This is a genomic window from Paenibacillus pinihumi DSM 23905 = JCM 16419 (assembly GCF_000422505.1).
Taxonomy (GTDB): domain Bacteria; phylum Bacillota; class Bacilli; order Paenibacillales; family Paenibacillaceae; genus Paenibacillus_D; species Paenibacillus_D pinihumi.
In genome coordinates this window covers 658,023-679,025 of record NZ_KE383864.1, presented here as the reverse complement: position 1 = coordinate 679,025, position 21,003 = coordinate 658,023, and the positions used below count along the sequence as shown (strand labels likewise).

Annotated in this window: 22 protein-coding genes and 1 tRNA gene; 13 read left to right on the top strand and 10 right to left on the bottom strand. The window is 47.1% G+C overall.

The window, feature by feature from the left end; genetic code table 11:
• Positions 1–96: 96 nt before the first annotated feature.
• Positions 97–987, top strand: coding sequence for a sugar phosphate isomerase/epimerase family protein (locus H583_RS0117275; RefSeq protein ID WP_028561567.1), 891 nt, complete (start codon positions 97–99; stop codon positions 985–987).
• Positions 988–1,242: 255 nt separating this feature from the next.
• Positions 1,243–3,150, top strand: coding sequence for a hypothetical protein (locus H583_RS0117270; protein ID WP_028561566.1), 1,908 nt, complete (start codon positions 1,243–1,245; stop codon positions 3,148–3,150).
• Between the two features lie 60 nt (positions 3,151–3,210).
• Here H583_RS0117270 and H583_RS0117265 read toward each other — a convergent pair whose 3' ends face one another.
• On the bottom strand, positions 3,211–3,579 hold the full coding sequence (locus tag H583_RS0117265; protein WP_028561565.1) for a hypothetical protein: 369 nt from the start codon (positions 3,577–3,579) through the stop codon (positions 3,211–3,213).
• Between the two features lie 317 nt (positions 3,580–3,896).
• Entirely contained in the window at positions 3,897–4,286 is a 390-nt protein-coding gene (locus H583_RS0117260) for a hypothetical protein (RefSeq protein WP_028561564.1), read from the bottom strand.
• Between the two features lie 664 nt (positions 4,287–4,950).
• Between H583_RS0117260 and H583_RS0117255 the strand changes: the two genes are divergently transcribed.
• Complete coding sequence (locus tag H583_RS0117255; protein WP_028561563.1) at positions 4,951–5,262, top strand: hypothetical protein; 312 nt, start codon at positions 4,951–4,953, stop codon at positions 5,260–5,262.
• Positions 5,263–5,789: 527 nt separating this feature from the next.
• Positions 5,790–6,347 (top strand): phage holin family protein, encoded by a 558-nt coding sequence (locus H583_RS33280; protein ID WP_245585928.1) that lies wholly within the window; start codon positions 5,790–5,792, stop codon positions 6,345–6,347.
• 419 nt (positions 6,348–6,766) lie between these two features.
• On the opposite strand, the gene H583_RS0117245 is transcribed toward H583_RS33280, so the two are convergent.
• Positions 6,767–6,839: transfer RNA gene (locus H583_RS0117245), tRNA-Val, on the bottom strand.
• Between the two features lie 408 nt (positions 6,840–7,247).
• On the opposite strand from H583_RS0117245, the gene H583_RS0117240 reads away from it, so the two are divergent.
• A complete protein-coding gene (locus H583_RS0117240; protein WP_028561562.1) occupies positions 7,248–7,877 on the top strand; it encodes a YjgB family protein in 630 nt (209 codons plus the stop codon).
• Between the two features lie 104 nt (positions 7,878–7,981).
• Here H583_RS0117240 and H583_RS0117235 read toward each other — a convergent pair whose 3' ends face one another.
• Together H583_RS0117235 and H583_RS0117230 are read right to left on the bottom strand one after the other, a co-directional pair.
• Positions 7,982–8,161 (bottom strand): hypothetical protein, encoded by a 180-nt coding sequence (locus H583_RS0117235; RefSeq protein WP_028561561.1) that lies wholly within the window; start codon positions 8,159–8,161, stop codon positions 7,982–7,984.
• Positions 8,162–8,190: 29 nt separating this feature from the next.
• A complete protein-coding gene (locus tag H583_RS0117230) occupies positions 8,191–8,376 on the bottom strand; it encodes a hypothetical protein (protein WP_028561560.1) in 186 nt (61 codons plus the stop codon).
• A 185-nt stretch (positions 8,377–8,561) separates the two neighbouring features.
• On the opposite strand from H583_RS0117230, the gene H583_RS0117225 reads away from it, so the two are divergent.
• Both H583_RS0117225 and H583_RS0117220 read left to right on the top strand, forming a co-directional pair.
• Positions 8,562–8,816 (top strand): hypothetical protein, encoded by a 255-nt coding sequence (locus H583_RS0117225; protein ID WP_028561559.1) that lies wholly within the window; start codon positions 8,562–8,564, stop codon positions 8,814–8,816.
• A 398-nt stretch (positions 8,817–9,214) separates the two neighbouring features.
• The gene (locus H583_RS0117220; RefSeq protein ID WP_028561558.1) at positions 9,215–9,445 is read left to right on the top strand and encodes a DUF3892 domain-containing protein; all 231 of its coding nucleotides are present in this window, start codon (positions 9,215–9,217) and stop codon (positions 9,443–9,445) included.
• Positions 9,446–9,631: 186 nt separating this feature from the next.
• Here the strand turns inward: H583_RS0117220 and H583_RS0117215 are convergent, their stop codons facing one another.
• Positions 9,632–10,381 (bottom strand): MBL fold metallo-hydrolase, encoded by a 750-nt coding sequence (locus H583_RS0117215; RefSeq protein WP_028561557.1) that lies wholly within the window; start codon positions 10,379–10,381, stop codon positions 9,632–9,634.
• Positions 10,382–10,590: 209 nt separating this feature from the next.
• Between H583_RS0117215 and H583_RS0117210 the strand changes: the two genes are divergently transcribed.
• Positions 10,591–11,157 carry a stalk domain-containing protein gene (locus H583_RS0117210; RefSeq protein ID WP_028561556.1) on the top strand — a complete coding sequence of 189 codons (567 nt, stop codon included), beginning with the start codon at positions 10,591–10,593 and terminating at the stop codon, positions 11,155–11,157.
• 107 nt (positions 11,158–11,264) lie between these two features.
• Complete coding sequence (locus H583_RS0117205; protein ID WP_028561555.1) at positions 11,265–11,582, top strand: DUF1292 domain-containing protein; 318 nt, start codon at positions 11,265–11,267, stop codon at positions 11,580–11,582.
• A gap of 196 nt (positions 11,583–11,778) precedes the next feature.
• Here H583_RS0117205 and H583_RS0117200 read toward each other — a convergent pair whose 3' ends face one another.
• Positions 11,779–13,248: an aminotransferase class I/II-fold pyridoxal phosphate-dependent enzyme gene (locus H583_RS0117200; protein WP_028561554.1), complete on the bottom strand. Its 1,470-nt coding sequence runs from the start codon at positions 13,246–13,248 to the stop codon at positions 11,779–11,781.
• Between the two features lie 147 nt (positions 13,249–13,395).
• Here H583_RS0117200 and H583_RS0117195 point away from each other — a divergent pair, with 147 nt between their 5' ends.
• Positions 13,396–14,574 (top strand): tetracycline resistance MFS efflux pump, encoded by a 1,179-nt coding sequence (locus tag H583_RS0117195; protein WP_028561553.1) that lies wholly within the window; start codon positions 13,396–13,398, stop codon positions 14,572–14,574.
• A 75-nt stretch (positions 14,575–14,649) separates the two neighbouring features.
• Here the strand turns inward: H583_RS0117195 and H583_RS0117190 are convergent, their stop codons facing one another.
• The 3 genes from H583_RS0117190 to H583_RS33275 are packed head-to-tail and all read right to left on the bottom strand — an operon-like array spanning position 14,650 to position 17,194.
• Positions 14,650–15,354, bottom strand: a complete 705-nt coding sequence (locus tag H583_RS0117190) for a YktB family protein (RefSeq protein ID WP_081667303.1) — start codon at positions 15,352–15,354, stop codon at positions 14,650–14,652.
• Positions 15,351–16,034 (bottom strand): response regulator transcription factor, encoded by a 684-nt coding sequence (locus H583_RS0117185; RefSeq protein WP_028561551.1) that lies wholly within the window; start codon positions 16,032–16,034, stop codon positions 15,351–15,353. The genes H583_RS0117190 and H583_RS0117185 overlap by 4 nt, the downstream gene beginning before the upstream one ends.
• Complete coding sequence (locus tag H583_RS33275; RefSeq protein WP_051236562.1) at positions 16,031–17,194, bottom strand: sensor histidine kinase; 1,164 nt, start codon at positions 17,192–17,194, stop codon at positions 16,031–16,033. The genes H583_RS0117185 and H583_RS33275 overlap by 4 nt, the downstream gene beginning before the upstream one ends.
• A gap of 197 nt (positions 17,195–17,391) precedes the next feature.
• Here H583_RS33275 and H583_RS0117175 point away from each other — a divergent pair, with 197 nt between their 5' ends.
• From H583_RS0117175 to H583_RS0117165, 3 genes are read left to right on the top strand one after another with little or no spacing between them, the layout of a single operon-like run.
• The gene (locus tag H583_RS0117175) at positions 17,392–18,336 is read left to right on the top strand and encodes an ABC transporter ATP-binding protein (RefSeq protein WP_028561550.1); all 945 of its coding nucleotides are present in this window, start codon (positions 17,392–17,394) and stop codon (positions 18,334–18,336) included.
• Positions 18,337–18,392: 56 nt separating this feature from the next.
• A complete protein-coding gene (locus H583_RS0117170; RefSeq protein WP_028561549.1) occupies positions 18,393–19,550 on the top strand; it encodes an ABC transporter permease in 1,158 nt (385 codons plus the stop codon).
• Positions 19,543–20,706: an ABC transporter permease gene (locus H583_RS0117165; protein WP_028561548.1), complete on the top strand. Its 1,164-nt coding sequence runs from the start codon at positions 19,543–19,545 to the stop codon at positions 20,704–20,706. Before H583_RS0117170 ends, H583_RS0117165 begins: the two co-directional genes overlap by 8 nt.
• Positions 20,707–21,003: the final 297 nt, after the last annotated feature.

Here is a 21,003-nt window from a genome sequence, read left to right as displayed (position 1 = left end):
GGAAGAACATTTCACACGACGGTGTCTTGCACTTGTAAATCATGCGTGTAACTAAATAGCAGCAAGCAAATCGATGCGGAAGGGAGCGGTCAGTACATGAGCGTACCTGTCATTACGAATAAAATTGGCGTTATTGTAGACAGTTTTCAGGTCGGAGTCAAGGAGGGCCTGCTGAAGGCACATAAGGTTGGGGCAGATGGCGTGCAAATCTATGCCGTTCAGGGAGAGCTTGATCCTGCGGGATTATCGGCGAGCGCACGGAAAGAATGGCGTGATTATATTCAATCCCTTGGCCTTGAAATTTCTGCTCTGGTCGGAGATTTGGGAGGCCATGGCTTCCAGGACCCGGCACAAAACCAGGCTAAGATCGACAAGTCCAAGCGCATTATGGAACTGGGTATGGAGCTGGGTACAAATATTATAACGACCCATATTGGTATTGTTCCCGATGACCCGAATAGCAAAATTTATGAAACCATGCATACGGCTTGCGAAGAGTTAAGCCGCTTTGCAAGCGATATGAACGCCTATTTTGCCATTGAGACCGGACCGGAGACCTCAGCACATTTGAAGGCCTTCCTGGATAGTCTCGGTACGAAAGGGGTATCCGTCAATTTTGATCCTGCGAATATGGTCATGGTGACCGGAGATGATCCTGTACAGGGCGTGTACACGCTGAAGGATTATATTGTTCATACCCACGCGAAGGACGGGGTTAAGCTTGGCCACATCGATCCGCGTGATGTGTACGGCTTTTACGGCTATGAGGTGGAGCTTGATCATGAGAAGATCGCGGCGATGGCAGAGACGGGTTCTGCCTTCCGCGAGGTGCCATTGGGTGAGGGCGGCGTCGACTGGCCAGCCTATTTGCAGGCACTCAACGACATCGGCTACAAAGGCTATCTGACCATTGAGCGTGAGGTTGGCACGAGCCCGGAGGCGGATATCGGGCTGGCGGTGGAGTTTTTGAAGCGATTTAGAGGATAGGCACTATTTATAGCAATAACAATCAAACAATTAATTATTGTATGGCGGGAGAACCTGGTTTTCCCGCTTTTTGCTATGGGTAAAATTTTAATAGAAAAAAAATTCAAGACTTCAAATAAAGCGTTACACTTAGCATGAGTCTTGCATAGAATAATCTATAAAACTTTTAATAGCCTATACCTGTTATTGATAGAGAAATAGCATGTTCCATAAATGGATGGTGATACTAAAGAATAGAAAGGTCGGGTGAAAAGGATGGGAGAAAAAGGGCACCTCATTTATGTTGGGCCGACAATAGAGGGGCTGCAGCAAAATGCAGTGTTCGATAGTATATCTGGGGTGGCAAAGCAGGTGCTTTCAAAATACCCGGAAGTAATTTCTCTTATTGTTCCGATTGAAAGAGCGGCAGAAGTTACTTCTGCCCTGCGTGCAAAAGATAGCATGGAATACAAAGTTAGCGAAAAACTAAAAGAAACCAAAAGCAACGAAGCAGCTTCATTGATGAAATCTTCCCTGATTTCCCCTATCGAGAAGTTAAAAGAAATTGATGAGGAGTTTTGGGACAGAGGGGTTAATCTCAGTTGGTTTAATGCAGATGCAACCGGGCAAGTTGATTGTTCAGATGCACTGAAAGAAGCCATACAAAGCTGCCTCAAACATATCAAAGTCAAAGGAAGGGGAGGAACAACTTACCGTACAATTGTTTTGAAAGTTCCTCCTGGTACTTATAAGGTTGATGAGACGGTTGTTGCAGACATGAAGTTGGCTAATGGTCATATGGGAGATCAATTAAACTTGCATATTGAAGGAATGGGCAAATCCAGCTCCGTTTTAGAATTAGGTCCTAATGCCAATTTGATGTTTGATCTTCCATATGGTTCATTGACTTGTAAGAACGTCAGATTTATTGGACATGATAATGGTTGTTTTGCCCGAGTAGGAAGAAACAGTTCTGAAAGTATTTTTCGTGCATTAAGCCAGTCTTTTATTGAAAATGTGGATTGGTATTATTGGAACCAGGTTTTTGAAGTCGAGCATTGGTTTGATACAGCCTTTATAAATTGTGGATTCTTCTCCTTTAGCGGGAAAAGTCCTCTAGGCATCAATATTAAATTGCATTCCAAGGATAATACAAATAACTTGCAATTCTACCGCTGTCATTGGGAAGGAATGGTGGACGGCACTTTCATTAAATTAAAAGGCGGTTCAGATAGCGCGAAACAAAGACATTATAATATAGGTTTTAATGGTTGCCATTTTGAGACTCGTGCATTTAATACAACAATCTTTGATGCTGAGAATTGCAGCCAAATTTCTTTTAACAGCACACAGTTTACTCATAATAATAATCCGAATGGGGCAAACGCCAGTGTAACCCTGGATGACATTGTTCCAATGTTTAAATTCAAAAATGTGTTTTCGGTACTATTTGAAAATCCTACAATAACTATTCAATCTTCCTCTCAAAATACAAATTTAAAAAATCGTTTATTTGATCTTGGTGGACGTGTGCATGAAATTAACTTTATAGGCGGATTTATTGGTCCTGCATTACATGCTGCAGGTTTATCTGTTAATCAGTTGTGGCAAAGTAATGAAGAAGTTCCGTACGTTTCTAATGGAGAGCCGGTAATGAGATTTCTTGGAACTTTAATAAATGATAATCGGTTTCCGGGAGGCTATCAGGACCGTGATACATTATCGTCACCAGTAGCTAGAAACAGACGTTGGGGTCGAAAAATTGACGCATCTTCGAATGATTTGACTTACTATTTCACAGATAAAACGGAAATTAATTTTGACACTAGTCCTTTATATAGAATGTCTACGGATGGAATGTTTCGAGCCCGCTCATTCTCTAGCGAAACCATTAAATTAATAGCAAATCAAACCTCAGAAAATTTTGGTTTTCCCTTTAATAACAATGCCAATAAACGGGGGATTTATCTGATTTACGCGAATTCAACAAAAGCAGCGTTTGCGATTCTTTTCTCCACTGGCTCTATACTGTTCCCGGCCTTTACAGGAGCAGATGCAATTGTTTCTACAAAGGAAACTGAGGAGTCCGGAAAGCTGAACATCTATTTAAAAGACACATCGCTTCAAGTTAAAAATATGCTGGGAGCGAATGTTAATGTAGTGGTTATACCGTTTGGATTTTAAATCAGATAGAAATAAGAAGGTAATAATAACCAGCCCCTACTTAATTGTAGAGGCTGGTTATTATAAAATCATGCCCATTTCCCTGAGACGGCCTTTAATGGCTTCAATTCTTCTCTTTCTTTCGTAGACATCCAGATTAATGAGGTATTCGGGATGTTCAGTGATTCGTTGCAGAAAATTAAAAAGCAGCAGTTGACAGGTTATTCCGAAATTTCGAATACTGCTCAAGTCTTTCCATGTAGTATTCAAAACATCACCAATGGTTAGATAACGCCGTCTGCGAAGTGCGCCAATCATAAGGGAGACGGTTTTTTTATTGTCTTCGGAATAGGAGGCACGCCGAAGTTCATTAATATTTAGGGAAAGTATTGGCTCGACAACAGGAAAATAATGTTTCAGCGGCGTTTTCGGGTCAATATTAGGTTGCATGTGCTTCACCTCAGAGAATATAGATGCCAATATCATATCAAATGAATCTATACAAGCTCTGAACGTATGAATAAATCGAAGTTGAACTTGTTACTTTAGTCCTGTTTATGATTTGAAACTAATTCGATCTTCGTTTCCAAGGAGTGTTTGGAGATTTATGATGGGATACGTGAGAGCCCGTTCCATGGCGGGATCAAGAGTGGATGGGGCAGAGGGGGAGCCGTTACCCGGCGATTTTCGTTCATTTTAATTCTAACGCACAGAGAAAGAGTCTACTTCAGCAAGGCAGCCTCTTCATTGATCCATACAAAGCAAAACTATACCACATAGTGACCCATATAAACATAGGATGCACCGTTAGGATGATTGGCTCCGGTCAACGTAACTTTTAAATAGTAGACTTGGTTGGCTAGAACGTTAATTCCGTTATTGTGATTAGGAATAACATTAAAATTGGAGTCCAACACTTGGACTTGCAGCGGACCGCCGTAATTCGTATTTACAACAGTGAACAGTGCCGTACCGCTTCTGTGAGTCGTAAACTGATGAATTTTTGTACTAGGGTCAAAAGGTGTGATGTTACCTGTATGGAATACAGCTCCTCCAACTTTCACATCGCTCATGGTATGCGATGTAACATAATAATACGCGGATACCTTGTTTGTTGGCATTAAAATAACTAAAGAAAGAAGTGTGAAAACAAGCATGAATGTATACGCTTTCTCCTCTCCGCTACTAGTTTAAATTTATCTTCACTTTATACTTATTCAAAGAATATGTAAATATTTGCAGAAAATAAGTCGCAATGTTACACAAGAATACAAATTAATATACCGTTCTCATTTACCATGAGCCACGAAATAAGTGTAATTTCAAATCTCCATAGTGCCCCAAGAAACGGACCTGCCACTACGCTAGAGTTTATTGTTAAGGTTGTATGAGAGTGTGCACCTTGCCAACAATTTTAATACATAAATTTCAAATTTTTTATTTCATCTGCCAGAGATCGGGCATATAAGATGCTCGCATCTGGGTTTAGCAGGGATTCTGAGGCAAAATTAAAGCCTCCTAGTAGCTAAGAGTATAAGAAGTACCTCGAATCTATTAGACAAACTATTTCTAGTCTTGAGGATCGAAAGCGCCTGGTAGAAGAAGAGAATGCAGATGAGATTAAAAATATTAACTTATTATTGAACAAGTTCTATGAGTTCGGATAGGCACCTAAGGGTGCTTTTTCTTTTTCTGCTTCTGCGGGACGGTAATTTATATATGTATTTCATGAAAACTAATAAAAATGTAAAACAATAGTAAAAACAAGGAATATATGATAATATAAATATGGACTGTATTCTAATTTAAGGAGGTTTTTTTATGAGAAAGAGTCTATTTGTTAAAAGTGCTTTAGCTTCTATTCTACTGATGACATCTATCACCGGTGCGGCAGTTGCTGCGCCAACTACAGGAGTGGATCTAAAACCTTCTGTTCAAGCCACAAGTATCACTAAAAGAATTGTGACACATTCGGTATTTTACACAGATAATATGACTATACCAGGGACTATTACTCGTACGATTACTGATTCAAGGGGAACCTGGGCTGGGGTGTTGGATAGAGAAAGAATTGAAAAAGTGGATAATGGATATATAGCTCACTTCAGAGGATATGTTTATTTAGAAAACTGATCATGATAATAAGTCTTTAGCTACTAAGCACCCTAACCGGTGCTTTTTTTGTTCCCAAAACAAACACAACGCCGGGGGTGGTGATATGTAGATGCTATGTTCAAGAATAAAAGAAATTTATTCAATTAGGTGTAAAACGATGATCAAAGCGCCGACAGTTAACGTTGCACGTCTAAAACAGCTATGATATGCTTACAATATAAATAAGGGGCGATTGCCGTCGCCCCCTGCACAACATTTTGGGTGGGAAACCTCCAAGATAAAACTCGAAGAAAATAACCTGCTCCCTGTGGCGAACTTGGGCAGGTTATTTTCGTTTATTCAGATAAGTAAGGAACGCGAGCATGAACATGCCGAGCATAACCACTTCTGTCAACGAAAATTGCATAGCATCACCTCGCTTCTGGAGGCGATACTTTCCCACCCAAGTCATGTTGTACTAGATTAGTATACCAAATAATAGAAAAGATTAATACTGTTAGGGGCTGCTCAAACGAGCGGCCTTTTTATTTTGGGGAGGGGTCATATTGAGCAAGACACAGACTGGAGCATCGGCTATCGGGTCGGTGCTTCTTCCCGTTTTTGAGTATTTGTACGGGGCAGGGGATGCAGTCAGAACAGTCATGTCGGCTCTAATCTTCTTTCTTTGTCTGGATTGGTTGTCTGGTATTCGGGCAGCGAAGAGAGATAATTCCTATGCGAGCAAATACGGAATTGATGGTGTGTTCCGTTCATACTTCATGTTGCTGCTACCAGCAGGCGGTCATCTATTAGACATGGCCGTTAAGCTTCCGGGACCGTTTTTCGGAGCTCTGACCATCGGTCTGCTGTATCACATCATCCAATCCATGACATCTAACGCCATTAGAGCAGGCTGGGGAGATTGGCTACCGCTAGGCATGCTTGATGCCATTTCCAAATGGGTGAAGAGTGAGCTGGATAAGAAAATTCAGCGCGCAGCAGCAAGGAAAGGAGATGTACCTAGTGATCAAACGCGGGACATGATATACGATTCACTGTTTCAAATCCGGTTGTCGACGATATCGCAGCTGCCTTCCAACCAGGCGCCACCGTCAAGCAGATAGGACAGGGAGCCAGTGCGGACATTGCCTGCAACTTCAATTTTGCAATCCATTGACTTGACAATGATTGAAAGTGTTCTAATAGGAAACGTTCCTATCTGGGGAACATCTTATTTTTTCTGGATGTTGGTCAGTTCGTTAGAAAATACAATGACGGGGTAAAGATAGAGGTCATATGGGAATTTGAATAATATTTAGCGTGGATGGCAGTAGGGGCCGTCTTATGCGCTTTCAAGCCAAACTAAAACAACGCGCACCGATTGAGTATCGATGCGCGTTGGCGGCGTAGTTTCTTTTCATCTGTCTACTTGATAGGGGTATGACCAAAGGTCGGCTCTTTCTTTTGCCCCAAAGGCAATTTAAACACCGAAGTAAGTAGAGATAACAAAGAAAAAAGCCTTGATATAAAAGGCTTTTCGGTATGATCTGTAGTGGGCTCGAACCACTGACCCCCACCCTGTCAAGATGGTGCTCTCCCAGCTGAGCTAACAGATCGTATCAGCAACAATTAATACTATATCAACAATTCATTTAAGAGTCAATACTTTCCTTCAGAATTTTCAACAAAATATTAATTTGATTAACAAAGTGTAAAAGAAAATGGTTTTTCGCAACAAAGTAAGTAGCTCCGTTCCACTTGAATTAATTCAACTTCTTCTAGATAAGAGGCTTGAATCCCGTTTTTGTGAATATAAGAAGCTGACTACATCAAGCTGGTGTCGATATTCAATTAGTGTCTGTTTGTTGAGCTTTCTTTGCTACACCGATCGGACCCAATCTCCACCCATTTCCCTCCCAATCCACCCTCTCCAAAAAACTTTTTCAAAATCTATCAACTTTATTTTTTCTCTCTCGTCTAATATTGCGTAACAACATTTAAGGCAATTTAGGGAGGAAAACAAGATGAAAATCTATCAACCGCTTAGAAAATCTGCCCGTGTTGCATTGTTTTTAGCCGTTGCCACTTTAGGATTTACAGGCGTAACCAGTGGAATCGCCCAGGTGCATGCCGCAGCCGTCAGCAAGCCGGCAGCTGTAAGCCAGACGGTGATAAAAAATAAAAATTCAGCTGAATCTCAGGCTTTACAGACACTGAACAGTTTTTACAAACCTGCTTTGAAAGGCCAGTTCCCTGGTGAAGTTAGTGGGCTGTCCCTTGGGGTGAGCACCCGTAAGGATGTAGAAAAGAAACTTGGCAAGTCTGAAGCGCCAGGCAAAACTGCCAAGGATTTCGATGTCTATCATGCCGAAATGGGACATCCGGGTTATGCTGTTTCCTATAATAAAAACAACAAAATTAACGAGCTGCGTTATTTTGGAACAAACGTTGAGCGTCAAACCAACATCGGAGGCATTACAGAAAAAATGCTGAAGAAACAATGGGGAAAACCAAACGCAACCAAAAGCTTTAAAACCGGAAAACAACTGCAAACCAAATTAAGCTATAATCGCGGGGATTATGTGCTGGAGTTTATTTATAATGATGCTACTCATCTTGATCATATCAATCTGGTCAAAAAAGCAGCGAAGTAAGCTGCTTCCGAATTATGCATACAAGATAAATTGGCATGGTACTGCTATATAACATAGCGCAAACAGGCGGGCTTCCTGAGAAGCACCGCCTGTTTTCCATTCATTTATTGCAATTTCTCATCCACATCGTGATCACGTTTATTTCCGTTCAGTTCATCCTGGTCACTGCCCCAGATATAATCCATACCCGGCTTAATGCCGGGTTGCGAATTTTTGTCAGAAGATTGTTGAAGTTCCTCTTTCACTTCAATTGAATTGTTGAGCTGTTCTTTATTAGAAGCCATTTTCCGCACTCTCCTCAGATCGGTTTCCTTTACCCGTTATTAATATCGCATTTATTCTTGATGAAATGAATCAGGTTATGCAGCCGGTTCGCTTCCTGCTGCTGCTCTGCTGTCTGCTTGCCGTCAGAAGGAAGCTGATGCAGTAAAAGCTGCAGCTCATGCAAATCTTCGGATGCATTGGCGCAGTTGTAGTTGCTCTCAAACTGTTCAGTCATTGGCGCTCCTCCTCAAATTTAGCCCGGGTTGGAATTTACCGCCTATAGTATAAGCACTTAAGGCCAAAGTATGCAGCATGATGGGGTCAGGCAATGCACGACGAGATCAAAATGTTTGAAGAAAGCAGAGCACGGTCATACTACTCCCATATGCAGGAATTAATATTTACGGGAGTGAGCGCAACATGTGGAAACCGGCGTTACTGCTGCTGGCTGTCCTATCTATTGGAGGCTGCGGCTTGTCATCCTATCTTCCCTCAATGACGGATGCTTCTCCGGCTGTAACGGTCTTCGTTATTCAAGATGTCTATGGATCGCCTTCGGTGATCCGTGATGTATATACGCGGGAAAATGCAGTGGAGACATTGCCTCCCCCGCCTTCGGGGGGAGCATTACTGGAACCGTATCATCCCGGGGAGAGGCTTCGTACCCAGCCGTAATGTCTTGTAGAGAAAGCTGCTTTTAAGCCGGATGTATGAGTTCATACAAAATGTTCCATACTAAGGCGTGCACGATGAAGCTGGATAACCCGAACAGGTCATTCAGCAGATAACAGGAAAGCGGGGACAGCACGATGAACAATAATGTCAACAACGCTGCCAACAGCAGCCCGGGCAACAGCCTGAGTAATGGCCAAACCGGAGATCTCAATTCATATCCAGCGAACAATATCAACAATGAAGCGAACAACGAATCCATTCAAAACGCAAATGCTGTTACCAATGGGGGAGTGAACATTAACTCCAGCGTGAACACGAATGTGGCTGATGATGCGAATCTCGGCTTCAATAACCAAATCACATCCAGCGCCGGCATAAACAGTAATGTGAATCAAAATATGGACCAGCGTGAGCGGTTCGTAGCTGTTCAAAAGAATGGTGACGGTGACCTTACAGCGTTCCAGACCTCCGGCGGCAGGGTGCTCCAGTATCAGGAAGCGCTGCAGGAAGTGCAGTCTGGCCGCATTGCCGGCGTTAACAGCTTCAAAGGCAGAGACGGCGAATTTTATATTCGTGGCGATGCTGACGGCGATCCGACTAACAATTTGGACCAGCTTCCATTGTTCTAAGCATACGAGAGCCAGACTGCTCCAGTCAGTCTGATTCAGAGCAACAGCAAACAAGCCGCCCTGCCGCCTGGAACTGAACTGAAATACCGGAATCAGTAAGAAGTGCACCGTCTAACGGAGTCTCTTATGAATTACGGATACAGCTCAGTATGGCGATCAGGGGGCTTGTTTTTCTACACAGATTTATTAATTGATCTCCGCCAGCTCGGATTCATCATAAAGCCGCTGCTGCTCCACAAAGCGCATGAGGCCTGTTTTCCCGATAAAGTTCGGCTGATCGTCAGCATAATGCATCAGCCATACCCGACGCTGGATTGGCTCTGGCAGGGTCAATAAATCATCAAGGGAAGCATGTACCACCCCGGGGTTGATGAATTGGCAATCATGGAGAATGGTATCGCAGCCCCGCTCCTCCACAAGCTTATGCAAAAGTTCAGAATTAAAGCGCATATCTGCACTATAGAACAGATGGCGGTTCATATACAGGGAGAAGCTGTCTTTGTTTGGAATATGCGGCGTCTGCATAATTTCCACAGACAATCCAGGGATAGGCTCATATTCGTTCCCTTCCTTCATCAGCCGGATCTCAAAATAGTCCTCCAGCCCAGGCAGCTCGTCTTGATAAAGCCCGCCCTTCAGTGCGTTCTCCCATAGAGGAGCGGCCAGCACCTCCGGTACGTAAAGCAGCGGTTTGCGGTGATATTGGAATCTCATGCGAAAGGCGATTTCCTCAAGCCCGCCAATATGATCACCGTGGATATGTGTAACCAGCAGGGCATCAATATCATCAGGCGTTTTCCCTAATGCATGCAGGGCAGCCGGGGCCGTAATGCCGCAATCTACCAGAAGTGTACATCCATTTGCATAGACTAAAGCATTATTGTTGTAAAAGGTTTTGGCAAAAGCACTCCCAGTACCAAGCATTTGAAGTTTCAAACGTTAATGCCCTCCCTGCGAATTCAGATTTCTATCAAATTTATCATTTTTCAGATCAAAAAAAAAGTGCTTATGTCACTAGATTTTACAAAAAAACTCCGATTATAAGGAAGATAATGGGAGTGAAAAAAGTGTCCAATACTTGCGCAACTTTGCCTGAATTGGAGAGTATAACCTATCAAGCAACAATGGAAGGGGGTAAGTCATTAATGAAGATCAAAAAGCTGGTTGTACTTACGCTGGCGCTTTCTCTTTTTGGCGGTACCGTGCTGTTCGCGGATTCGGCTGCACAGAAAGTGAGAGTTTTTGTCAATGGCATTGAATCGAAAGAGTCAGGCCTGCTTTCGGAAGGAAGTACCTATTTGCCGCTCAGGCAGATCGCTTCCTCCTTGCAGGCTTTAGTTGTATGGGATGATTCCGCCAAGCGGGCTTCCATCTATAAACCGAATGTACATATGTTCTTGTTTCAGGGGCAGAATTCATTTGGCAACGTTAAGCAGGGCAGAGTGACATTTAGCGTGTTCTCCCAGATTGATAATTTGAAGGTGGACATTAACGGAGTCAAGGTTGCAATTGCCGATCCATCAGGGGACGAGAAGATGATTCAGTCCCAGGACGTCAATCCGAATAAGCAGTCCGATAACTTCTGGTTCCGGACAGAGGATTTCAGATACAACTTTGATTCTGCCGGCAAATATTTGGTACGCTTCTATATTAAGCCGGTATCTTCCAATGAGTGGACGCTTGTTTCCGAGAAGACAATTACAGCTCAATAGGGAGTTTTCGCGGCAATCACAATCATAAGAAACAGGTTTGACCATCCCTCTTGAAAATGTTACGATACTTTGGTGAAAGATTTCTAATTTGAAATGGGGTTATACCAATGAGCGAGCATCAACATGGGGACAATTGCGGTTGCGGCCATGATCACGATCATGAGCACGACGAGCATGTATTTTTAGTTAGTGATGATGAAGGTGTAGAACGGGAAATGGTGATGGTATTCACCTTTGAATCCGAGGAGCAAGTATATGCTGTCCTGTTGGACCGCAATAATCCGGAATCCGACGGAATCATTTTCCGTATTGAAGAAGAAAATGAAGAAGCATTCCTCGTCGGCATTGAAGACGATGCAGAGTGGGAGCGCGTCTCCAAAATTTACGAGGAAATCGCACTTCAAGAGAACGAATCCCAAGCATAAACAATTACAATTTGTTATCAACCGCCATTCCGTACTATATGGAAGGCGGTTTTTTCATATCCTCTCTATCGGATACTTCACCTATTCACAGCGTACGGGAAAGAGGGATAGTGTGCGGCCGGTTCGAACCGGAAGAAAGGGGTGGTCCCTCTGTCATATTTATGACTTTTGGGACCGCCCCTTCTATGATCATGGATTAGAATATCGCTTCTTCTTCTACAATGACCTTCACGAATTCAATGCTGCGGTCCTCCGGTCCTTTAACGGGGAGTCCGACTTCCACATGATCGACAATGTACTCGATATTTTCCTGCGAAATCACTTCACCCGGAAGCAAAATCGGAATGCCCGGCGGATATACATAGATGAACTCCGCGATAATCCGGCCGGCAGATTCCTTGAACGGAATGACCTCGGTTTCCGCATAAAATGCATCGCGAGGTGTAAGGGAGAGCTGCGGAATTTCCGGAATTTTGACGACCAGCTCTTTGGCCTCATTCTTCTGGAAGAACTCCCCGGACATCTCTCTCAAGGCATTAAGCAAAATATCGACCGTACTGCGGTCATCCCCGGTCGTAATGAGACAGAGGATGTTATACATATCACTCAGCTCAACCTCGAGGTTATAGTGATCCCGCAGCCAGTTCTCTACTTCATACCCAGTTATGCCAAGATGACGCACGTGAATGCATACTTTGGTCGGGTCATAGTCATAGGTTGCCTCATCGCCCAGAATTTCCTCCCCGAAGCAGTACAAACCCGAAATTTTGTTGATCTCGGCACGGGCATACTGGCTAAGCTGAATGGCTTTTTCCGCCATCTGGTGCCCGTTCAGTGCCAAGTGGCGTCTGGACGTGTCCAGGGAACTGAGCAGAATATAAGACGTTGAGGTCGTAGTCAGCATACTAATAATGGTTTTAACACGGTGTGCATTTACTCTGTCGCTGCGGACATTCAGAATGGAGCTCTGAGTCATCGATCCGCCAAGCTTGTGCACGCTTGTAGCAGCCATGTCTGCACCTGCCTGCATCGCGGACATTGGCAGCTTTTCATGGAAGTGAATCAATACGCCATGGGCCTCATCGACCAGCACCGGAATGTCGTAGGTGTGTACAAGGTCGACAATCTCTTTCAGGTTTGCACAGATGCCGTAGTAGGTCGGATTAATGACCAGCACAGCCTTGGCGTCAGGATGGCGCTGCAGCGCCCGGCGGACAGACCGTGTTGTAATTCCGTGGTCGATCCCAAGGTTCGCGTCACGCGCAGGGGAGATAAAGACCGGACGGGCGCCTGCGAATATAATCGCCGACATAATCGATTTATGAATGTTGCGCGGGACGATAATCTTGTCTCCCGGTGAGCATACCGTCATAATCATGGTAATGATTGCACCGCTTGTCCCCTGTACAGAGAAGAACGTATAGTCCGCGCCGAATGCGTCGGCGGCAAGCTTCTGAGCTTCCTCAATAACACCGGTTGGCTGATGCAAATCATCCAGTGGAGCTATATTTATTAAATCGATGGACAGGGCATTATCGCCGATGAATGACCGGAATTCCGGATCGCTTCCTGCTCCTTTTTTGTGTCCAGGGATGTGAAATTGTACAGGGTTTTGCTCCGCATGTTTGCGCACAGCGCTGAATAGCGGGGTTTGAGTATGATCCAATGATTCACCCAGCCTTTCGATAAAAAGTAATCAAACAAGGTTGAGTATAGCAAAAACGGGGGGGAATGCAAGCAGATTTTGTTACAGATTTGTTCATTTCCATGCGCTGACAAGTTATGGTACGATTATTGCTGGAGGGAATACATGATGAACAAACAATTACTTGTCGTAATGCTGATGCTGATTACAACGTTCATCGGCTTCGGGATTATTATTCCGGTTATGCCGGAGCTTATTAAAGCGGCGGACCCCGGGTTGCTGGAACGCCATACCGGACTGATGCTGTCCATCTATTCAGCAGTGTCTTTTCTGCTCTCGCCGTTCTGGGGAGCATTATCGGACCGCATAGGCAGACGCCCGATTATATTAACCGGAATCGTCGGATTCGCAGCGAGCTTTATTTTATTTGGAATCGGATCGGATAATCTGACTCTGATGTACGCCTCGCGTGTGCTGGGCGGCTTGTTCTCAGGGGCGGTAACATCCGTTATCGTGGCTTATGTGGCGGACGTCACACCGCCGGAGGAGCGGACAAAGGGAATGGGATTGGTCGGTATGTCAATCGGGCTCGGCTTTACCATCGGGCCTGGCGTCGGCGGACTGCTGAGCCAGATTTCCTTGCAGGCGCCGTTTTTTACAGCCGCTATACTCGCCCTGATTACCTTTGTACTGGCACTGTCAAGACTGCAGGAATCGCTGCCGCCCGAGAAGCGGAGTGCAGCAGGGGAGAAGCGTCCTTCCCGCTGGCAAGCCTTTACCGGTTCGATCCGCTACTTGTACGTGCTGGCATTTTTTGTAGCGGTTACGCTTGCCGGCTTGGAAGCAACCTTGCAATTGTTCGGGATGCAGCGATTTGATGTGACTCCCGGGCAGGTAGGGATGATGTTCTTTGTATGCGGTTTTGTCGGCGCTCTCGTACAAGGCGGCATCGTCAGAAGATACATCCGCCCGGGTGGTGAACCGAAATTCATCGTTGCCGGCCTGCTTCTGTCAGCCGTTGGCTTCTTCCTGTTGATCACGGCGCATACCTTGTGGACTGCGACTCTGTTCCTGGCCATCTTCGGAGTCGGCAACGCCCTCATCCGGCCATGTGTGACCTCGCTCATTACACAGAAGACGACAGTCGGGCAAGGGGTTGCTTCAGGACTTAGCTCCTCTATGGACAGTCTGGGCCGGATTATAGGACCTCTGGTCGGGACCTCCTTGTTCGTGCTTGATTTGAAGCTGCCTTATATTATCGCAGGCGCGCTGTCGCTTGCCGCACTGCTTCTGCTCTCCGGCTTTGTTGCCGCAGATCGCAGAACAGGGGCGGGCACGGCCCGTTAGAACCAATGAAAACGGGATGGAATGTAAAGCCTTTATGAGGCTCACATTCCATCCCGTTTTTGGTTGTGAAATTTTTTAAAAAGCCATCCGGTAAAGCGGGATCAGTGTCTCGAATGTCTGCTCGATCGTCCGGATCAGCTTTTCCCCGTCAGCCAGCAGCGGGTCCTTGCGATCCAAGTGCAGCCCGCATAGTGCCTCGGCAGCTTTCACCGTCTTCAAGCGGCCGAGCAGCTTCTCAAGCTCCTGCTCGTCCATATCACTGTGCCGCGTGCCTTCAGGTACCATGTGGTCGCCTGACCATACATAATGTTGCGGCACCAGAGCCTGTATTTCGCTCAGCTTGTCCAGTGCATGTCCGGCAAAAATCAGCTTGTTCGTACATTCATAAATGATCGCAAACTGAATGAACAAATGCGATTCGAACAGTCCGATCTGGAAATGGGGATGCGCCTTATAGCCGCGTTTATTATGGGCAAAGGCAACCCATGTGTCAATCGGCGGATTGATTGTCCGTCTGGCATGCTTGGCGACATGAGGGAACATTTCCTCGCCGCACAGCACGGACAGCGCCGGTGACAGCCGCTCCCCGAGCAGATTCAGCTTTGGACGGACCAGGCCGATCAGCGCCTCCATTCGCGGCTCCAGGCCGGGAATCGTGAAGACGTCAAAGTCTTCCTGTGTAAATCCGGCAAACAGAGCAGCTCCTTGAGCCTGCTTTTCTTGTAAGGTCGAACTCGTATGTATAGTTTGCAAGGTCTGATTATCCTTTGGTAGGGTCATGTATCCATTCCTCCATGGGTAAGTTTAAGATAAAATATTGCGATCTGAGTTCTGTCCCGCAGCTCCAGCTTGTCCAGGATCGAAGAGATATAATTTTTAACCGTCCCTTCACTCAAAAACAAAGTGCCCGCTATCTCACGGTTGGACTTGCCGTCCGATACGAGCCGGATAATGTCCTTTTCGGCGTCATTAAGCCCATATTCAGCAAGCTTGTTTACTCCGGAATTTGACCCTGGCCGTGCAGTCTCCTGACGGTCGCGGGAGCTGATCATATCTGCAAGCTTGCGGGCAATATCGGGATGAATCAGCAGTTCACCGCCATGTACGGTCTTAATTGCGGAGACAATCCGGGCAGGGGGGACATTTTTTAACAGGTAGCCTCCGGCACCATGACGGATCGCCTCTACAATATAGTCATCATCATCAAAAGTCGTCAGAATGATGACAGAAGGGGGCCTCTCAAGCTCCTTGAGCAGCCGGGTTGCCTCTACACCGTCACATTCCGGCATCCGGATATCCATAAGCACCACATCCACTTGTGACCCGGCCCTGACAAACTCCACTGCTTCGTAACCATTGCCGCATATGCCGACAACTTCCAGATCAGCCTCCAGGTCCAGAATCAGCTTCAGGCTCTCACGTATAAAAGGGTCATCCTCCACAATCAGCACAGCAATCATTCTGTAATGCTCCTCTCTAGTACGGGACTGGCAGCAAACTGAAGCGGCAGTTCTGTGATCACTTCATATTGGGCTTTGCACTCGACTTCAATCTTCCCGCCCAGCATCCCGGCCCGCTCTTTCATTCCAAGCATGCCAAGGCCGGAGGCGGCTTCCCCGGAGGGCAGGTCGCCATTGTTGGCAACGGACATCCTGACTGATTTGCGGCTGAACAATAGCGTAATTCGGACCTTTGTTGCCCCGCCATGCCGAACCGCATTTGTTATGGCCTCCTGGGCATTGCGGTAAAGGACAATTTCCATGCTCGGGTAGAGCGGCTGCGCCAAACCCTGTATCTCCATCTGAACCTCTATGCCCATTGACTGTCCCGCATCCGTGATGAGCCGGGTGAGCGAGTATCGGCGAGTTCCTTCCTGGGTAGCCGGCGTCAGCTTCCGGACCGTCCGGCGCATGTTGTCCATGCTTTCCTCCAGCTGTTGACGTACCTGTTCCAGCAAGTTTTTTGCTTTCTCCCTGTCATGCTCTAAAAGCTTCATCCCGGCCTCCATCATCATCTTTATCCGGATAAGGCGGTGTCCCAGATCATCATGAATGTCCTTGGCAATCCGGCTGCGTTCCTCGGCTTGCGCATGCTGCTCAACCTGGGCGGCATACAATTCCAGGCGCTGCCGGGCCTGATGCAGTTCCTCATGGCTTCTGTTCAGCGCCTCATGCATGCTGTTCATCCGGGAGTGTCTGCGGCCTGCCAGGCTTCCGGCTGCCAGAAGCGCACATACCGTCAGGAATGAAAACACCGCACTGCCTGTCATCAGAGGCTCCATGTTCTCCAGCGCAATTCCGAGGGCTATGCCGATTAATATGACAAGCGCAGCAAGTCCCCGGGGGCTGCGGACGTAGAAGAACGAAGCGATCAGACTTGAATAGAGAAGCAGGAACATCAGTCCTCCGTACTGGTTGCCGAGCCAGGCCAGATACAAGATTTCCACAGCCAGAAGGCCCGGAGCCTGGCGTGGCAGCAGCTCAATCACTCTGGCAATCAAAATGCCAATGAGTGTAAAGAATATAAATTCAGCCTGCGAGTAAACAGCCGACAGGAATAACGTAGCTGCCGCCGGAAGCAAAAGCAGCAAATGGCGGGCAGCCGCAAGCGGATAGCTCATTTAAGCCTGGCCTCCAGTGGTTAGATTCAAATCTGTGCCTATTATAGCATAGCGTCCTCCAGCTGCTGCAAGGTTATGACTTTTGTCATGTTCTCCTGCTGACTTCCGATACCTGACGAAGCAAGGCGGGCAGTATAAAATAAGAGCAGAGGGCTGAATGAAGAAATTCCAATTGTAATTTGGAGGGGGAAAGCAACATGAGTCTGATTTCCTTTAAAGATGTTGTGAAAAAATATGATATGAATATCAGCGTGAATCATTTGTCTCTCTCTATAGAGGAAGGTGAAATCTTCGGTCTCCTTGGCCCAAACGGGGCGGGCAAAAGCACCTCGATTCATCTGTTAGCCGGACTGCTCAAGGCAGACAGCGGCGAAATTACGGTCGAGGGGATATCCGTAGACCGGCAGCCGCGCGAGGTCAAGAAGCGCATCGGCCTTGTGCCTCAGGAGCTGGCGATTTATGAGTCGCTGACTGCCAGAGAGAATGTAACGTTTTTTGCCCGGCTGTATGGGCTCAGGGGCAAGCTGCTGCGTGATCGTGTGAGCGAGGCTCTGGAGTTTGTGGGACTAGGGGAGCGTGGGGGAAACAAGCCGTCGGGCTTCTCGGGAGGGATGAAGCGCAGGCTGAATATTGCCTGTGCCATCACTCACCGGCCGAAGGTCATTATTATGGATGAGCCTACAGTGGGAATTGATCCCCAATCACGCAATCATATTCTGGAGTCTGTGCGCACGCTGAACAAGCTGGGCTCTACGATTATTTATACGAGCCATTATATGGAGGAGGTCGAGGCGATCAGCACACGGGTCGGCATTGTTGACCGCGGCCGGCTGATCGCCAGCGGAACAAAGGAAGAACTGGGAAGACAGTCCGGACAGAAGGAGAAGCTGATTATTGAGACGGATACAATTGCGGAGGCAGCAATTCGCGAGATGCATGACCATCCCCGGGTAGAAGCCGTACAGAAGCTTGAGAATGGGACGCTGGAGCTGTATTTGCAGGACGCGAGAACCTATGTACAGGACATTCTGTTTATTCTCGGCAAGCATCGCATGAACCTGCTGAAACTGCAAAGGGATGAACCGGATTTGGAGACGCTGTTCCTCCAATTGACCGGACGTACGCTGCGTGACGGCAAATAGTCCCGAGCAGCGTGTGAAGACATCATCACAGAGATTCCCGAAGGAGGAAATAGAGGATGCGATATGTATGGACGGCAGCCGGGTATGAGCTGCTTCGCATCATCCGCAATAAAATGTCTGTGCTGCTGCTGATCGGCCTGCCGCTGCTGCTCATTTTTCTGCTGGGGAACGGACTGGACACCTCCGCCAAGCAGGTTCGGACAGCAGTCTTTCATGCAGATCAGGGCAAGCTTCGAGCGGACATGGAGAACTATTTGGCATCAGAGGCTGCTTCCAGCCACCTGCAAATCATTCGTGCAGCCTCTGCAAAGGCTGTGCAGGAACAGGTGCAGACAGGGAGTGCAGATTACGGCCTTGTTGTGCCGGAGGACTTCTCGGAGTTGGCGCTGGAGGGCGGCGACGCCGGCTTGATCTACTATCCGGGCAAGTCTTCCATTCGCAATTTGACAGCGAAGGCGGTGCTTGACGGCTATTTGAATGAGCTAAAACTCCATATGGCCGTTATGGCAGTGCTTGGCCCGGATGTACCGGAGCAGCCACAAAGCGGGCGGGGAGAGCATGAAGGGGAACTGGTGGACGTCGGGACATCGAATTCCACAGCCAAGGGCGACTTCGGCCCGTTGACGTCACTGCAATACTATGGAGCTGCTTATTTGATCATGTTTTTGTTCTTCTCATCAATGGGTGCAGTGTTTAGCATCATGAAGGAGAAGGAGCAATGGACACTGTATCGCTTGGGTGCAATGCCTTCTCCGCTGGTGCTCGTTGTACTGGGCAAAATGGCAGGCGTCATGTTGTTTGCTTTCCTCCAAGGCACCATTGTGGTAGCCGTATCCCGGCTCGTATTTGGCATTCAGTGGGGCGGGTATTACGGTATGATTGCCCTTATCATCGCACTGACTATTGTAGCGGCTGTCTCGCTGGCGATGATTATTACTTCTGTTGCCCGCAGCGGCAAGTCATCCGAGACGATCTTCACCTTGCTGATTATCATCATGACTTTCTTGAGTGGCGGGATGATGCCGGATATCGGGGTCATGAAGGCGATGGAGAAATTTACGATCAACTATTGGGCCAATGAAGGCCTGCACTTTCTTATGAGTGGCGCACCCCGGAATGCAGCCGCAAGTGTCATGGTGCTTGCCGTTATTGCCCTCGTATGTGCGGCGGCAGCCGCCCTGCGTATGCGAAAGGTGGTCTCGATCCATGAGTAGTATTACGATTGCCATGCTGATGATCAAGCGGACGATCGGCAAGCCTAAGGGACTTATATTGTACGTACTGTTTCCTGTTGCTGTTATCTCTGTTCTGATCAGCTTGTTCGGCAGCGCTGCGGGAGAACCACAGACTGTACTTCTTGTGAATAAGGATCAGGGACAACTGGGCGCGGAGCTTGCAGCAGCTTTGGCTATGGAATCTCCATACAAGATTGAACTTCGCCGGGAGGAACAGCCCGAGGCGCTTAACAAGCTTGTAATGGAAGGACGGGCAGGGGCTGCTGTATTCATTCCGGCGAATTACACTGCAATGCTGTTGGAGGGTAAGAGCAGTCCGGTACGGCTGATGCGCAAAAGCGAAGAGCTGTGGAATGCCAGGCTGGCGGTTCAGCTTCAAACAGAGACCGAAACGTTATTCAGGCTGTCATCGGAAGCAGCAGCGTCCGGTCTGGCGGGCGGACAACAGCTGGCAGCGGTTCATTCGATGCTTGAACAGATGCACTCCAGCGGCATCAAGGGGCATATTCAACAGGAAGGCAGCAATGGAGACGGCGAAAACAACACCCTTGTTGTCGGCCTCATGCTTCTGTTTATTATGCTGTTGACTAACCAATCCATTTATTTGGTGGTAGAGGACAGAGAGAAGCGTACGATGCTGAGGATGTTCACCGCTCCTGTAAGAGCAGGGGAGATCGCCGCAGGCAATTTCCTGGCCAGCATAATGCTGGGAACGCTTCAGCTGGTCCTGATTGTAATCGTGATGTACAATCTGATCGGGTATGATATGGGCATTTCTGCAGGCCGCCTGCTGCTCGTGATGGAATGCTTCCTGCTAAGCTCAGTCGGTATTGCAACATCAGTGGCCAGTATGGTCAAAAGTGTGAAAAACCTCGGGTACATCAATAACCTTGTTGTTACCCCAACCTGCATTCTCGGTGGCTGTTTCTGGCCGATCGGACTGATGCCTGACTTTATGCAGAAGCTGTCCAGCTTTACTCCCCAGCGCTGGGCGATTCTGGCATTTGAGGAAAGCTCCGGCGGCGCAGCCCTGGGGGATATTGCCCTGCATCTTGGCATCATGCTGTTAATAGCAGCTGTGCTGCTGGCCTTTGGCGCTGCCGTTCTACAGCCTACACGAGAGGCTGTGCATTAGACAGGCGACATGCGCCTGACATACGATTTTAAGTTTCCTTATACCCTCATACATCGCTTTATTCTTTTCCGCCGCGGCATTACGCGGCCTGTTTTTTCGCGCCATTCCGGCTGCGGAGAGCCCTTTTATTAAAAATCTGGCGGACAAGCGAAATTAACTGTAAAAATAGTCAATAAACCAAGTTGCCATAACATATGATGAGGTATAAGATAAGAGTAAGAACAAATTGTCAGAACATTTCGTCAATAATACACAACCAGTCATTCCAGCATCACAATCCGCCGGGGAGGGGTTGCC

What these genes read in the sequence shown, in the direction of transcription:
- H583_RS0117275 (WP_028561567.1), top strand. Translation starts at nt 97, where the DNA reads ATGAGCGTACCTGTCATTACGAATAAAATTGGCGTTATTGTAGACAGT.
- H583_RS0117270 (WP_028561566.1), top strand. Translation starts at nt 1,243, where the DNA reads ATGGGAGAAAAAGGGCACCTCATTTATGTTGGGCCGACAATAGAGGGG.
- H583_RS0117265 (WP_028561565.1), bottom strand. Translation starts at nt 3,579, where the DNA reads ATGCAACCTAATATTGACCCGAAAACGCCGCTGAAACATTATTTTCCT.
- H583_RS0117260 (WP_028561564.1), bottom strand. Translation starts at nt 4,286, where the DNA reads ATGCTTGTTTTCACACTTCTTTCTTTAGTTATTTTAATGCCAACAAAC.
- H583_RS0117255 (WP_028561563.1), top strand. Translation starts at nt 4,951, where the DNA reads ATGAGAAAGAGTCTATTTGTTAAAAGTGCTTTAGCTTCTATTCTACTG.
- H583_RS0117240 (WP_028561562.1), top strand. Translation starts at nt 7,248, where the DNA reads ATGAAAATCTATCAACCGCTTAGAAAATCTGCCCGTGTTGCATTGTTT.
- H583_RS0117235 (WP_028561561.1), bottom strand. Translation starts at nt 8,161, where the DNA reads ATGGCTTCTAATAAAGAACAGCTCAACAATTCAATTGAAGTGAAAGAG.
- H583_RS0117230 (WP_028561560.1), bottom strand. Translation starts at nt 8,376, where the DNA reads ATGACTGAACAGTTTGAGAGCAACTACAACTGCGCCAATGCATCCGAA.
- H583_RS0117225 (WP_028561559.1), top strand. Translation starts at nt 8,562, where the DNA reads ATGTGGAAACCGGCGTTACTGCTGCTGGCTGTCCTATCTATTGGAGGC.
- H583_RS0117220 (WP_028561558.1), top strand. Translation starts at nt 9,215, where the DNA reads ATGGACCAGCGTGAGCGGTTCGTAGCTGTTCAAAAGAATGGTGACGGT.
- H583_RS0117210 (WP_028561556.1), top strand. Translation starts at nt 10,591, where the DNA reads ATGAAGATCAAAAAGCTGGTTGTACTTACGCTGGCGCTTTCTCTTTTT.
- H583_RS0117205 (WP_028561555.1), top strand. Translation starts at nt 11,265, where the DNA reads ATGAGCGAGCATCAACATGGGGACAATTGCGGTTGCGGCCATGATCAC.
- H583_RS0117195 (WP_028561553.1), top strand. Translation starts at nt 13,396, where the DNA reads ATGAACAAACAATTACTTGTCGTAATGCTGATGCTGATTACAACGTTC.
- H583_RS0117190 (WP_081667303.1), bottom strand. Translation starts at nt 15,354, where the DNA reads ATGACCCTACCAAAGGATAATCAGACCTTGCAAACTATACATACGAGT.
- H583_RS0117185 (WP_028561551.1), bottom strand. Translation starts at nt 16,034, where the DNA reads ATGATTGCTGTGCTGATTGTGGAGGATGACCCTTTTATACGTGAGAGC.
- H583_RS33275 (WP_051236562.1), bottom strand. Translation starts at nt 17,194, where the DNA reads ATGAGCTATCCGCTTGCGGCTGCCCGCCATTTGCTGCTTTTGCTTCCG.
- H583_RS0117175 (WP_028561550.1), top strand. Translation starts at nt 17,392, where the DNA reads ATGAGTCTGATTTCCTTTAAAGATGTTGTGAAAAAATATGATATGAAT.
- H583_RS0117170 (WP_028561549.1), top strand. Translation starts at nt 18,393, where the DNA reads ATGCGATATGTATGGACGGCAGCCGGGTATGAGCTGCTTCGCATCATC.
- H583_RS0117165 (WP_028561548.1), top strand. Translation starts at nt 19,543, where the DNA reads ATGAGTAGTATTACGATTGCCATGCTGATGATCAAGCGGACGATCGGC.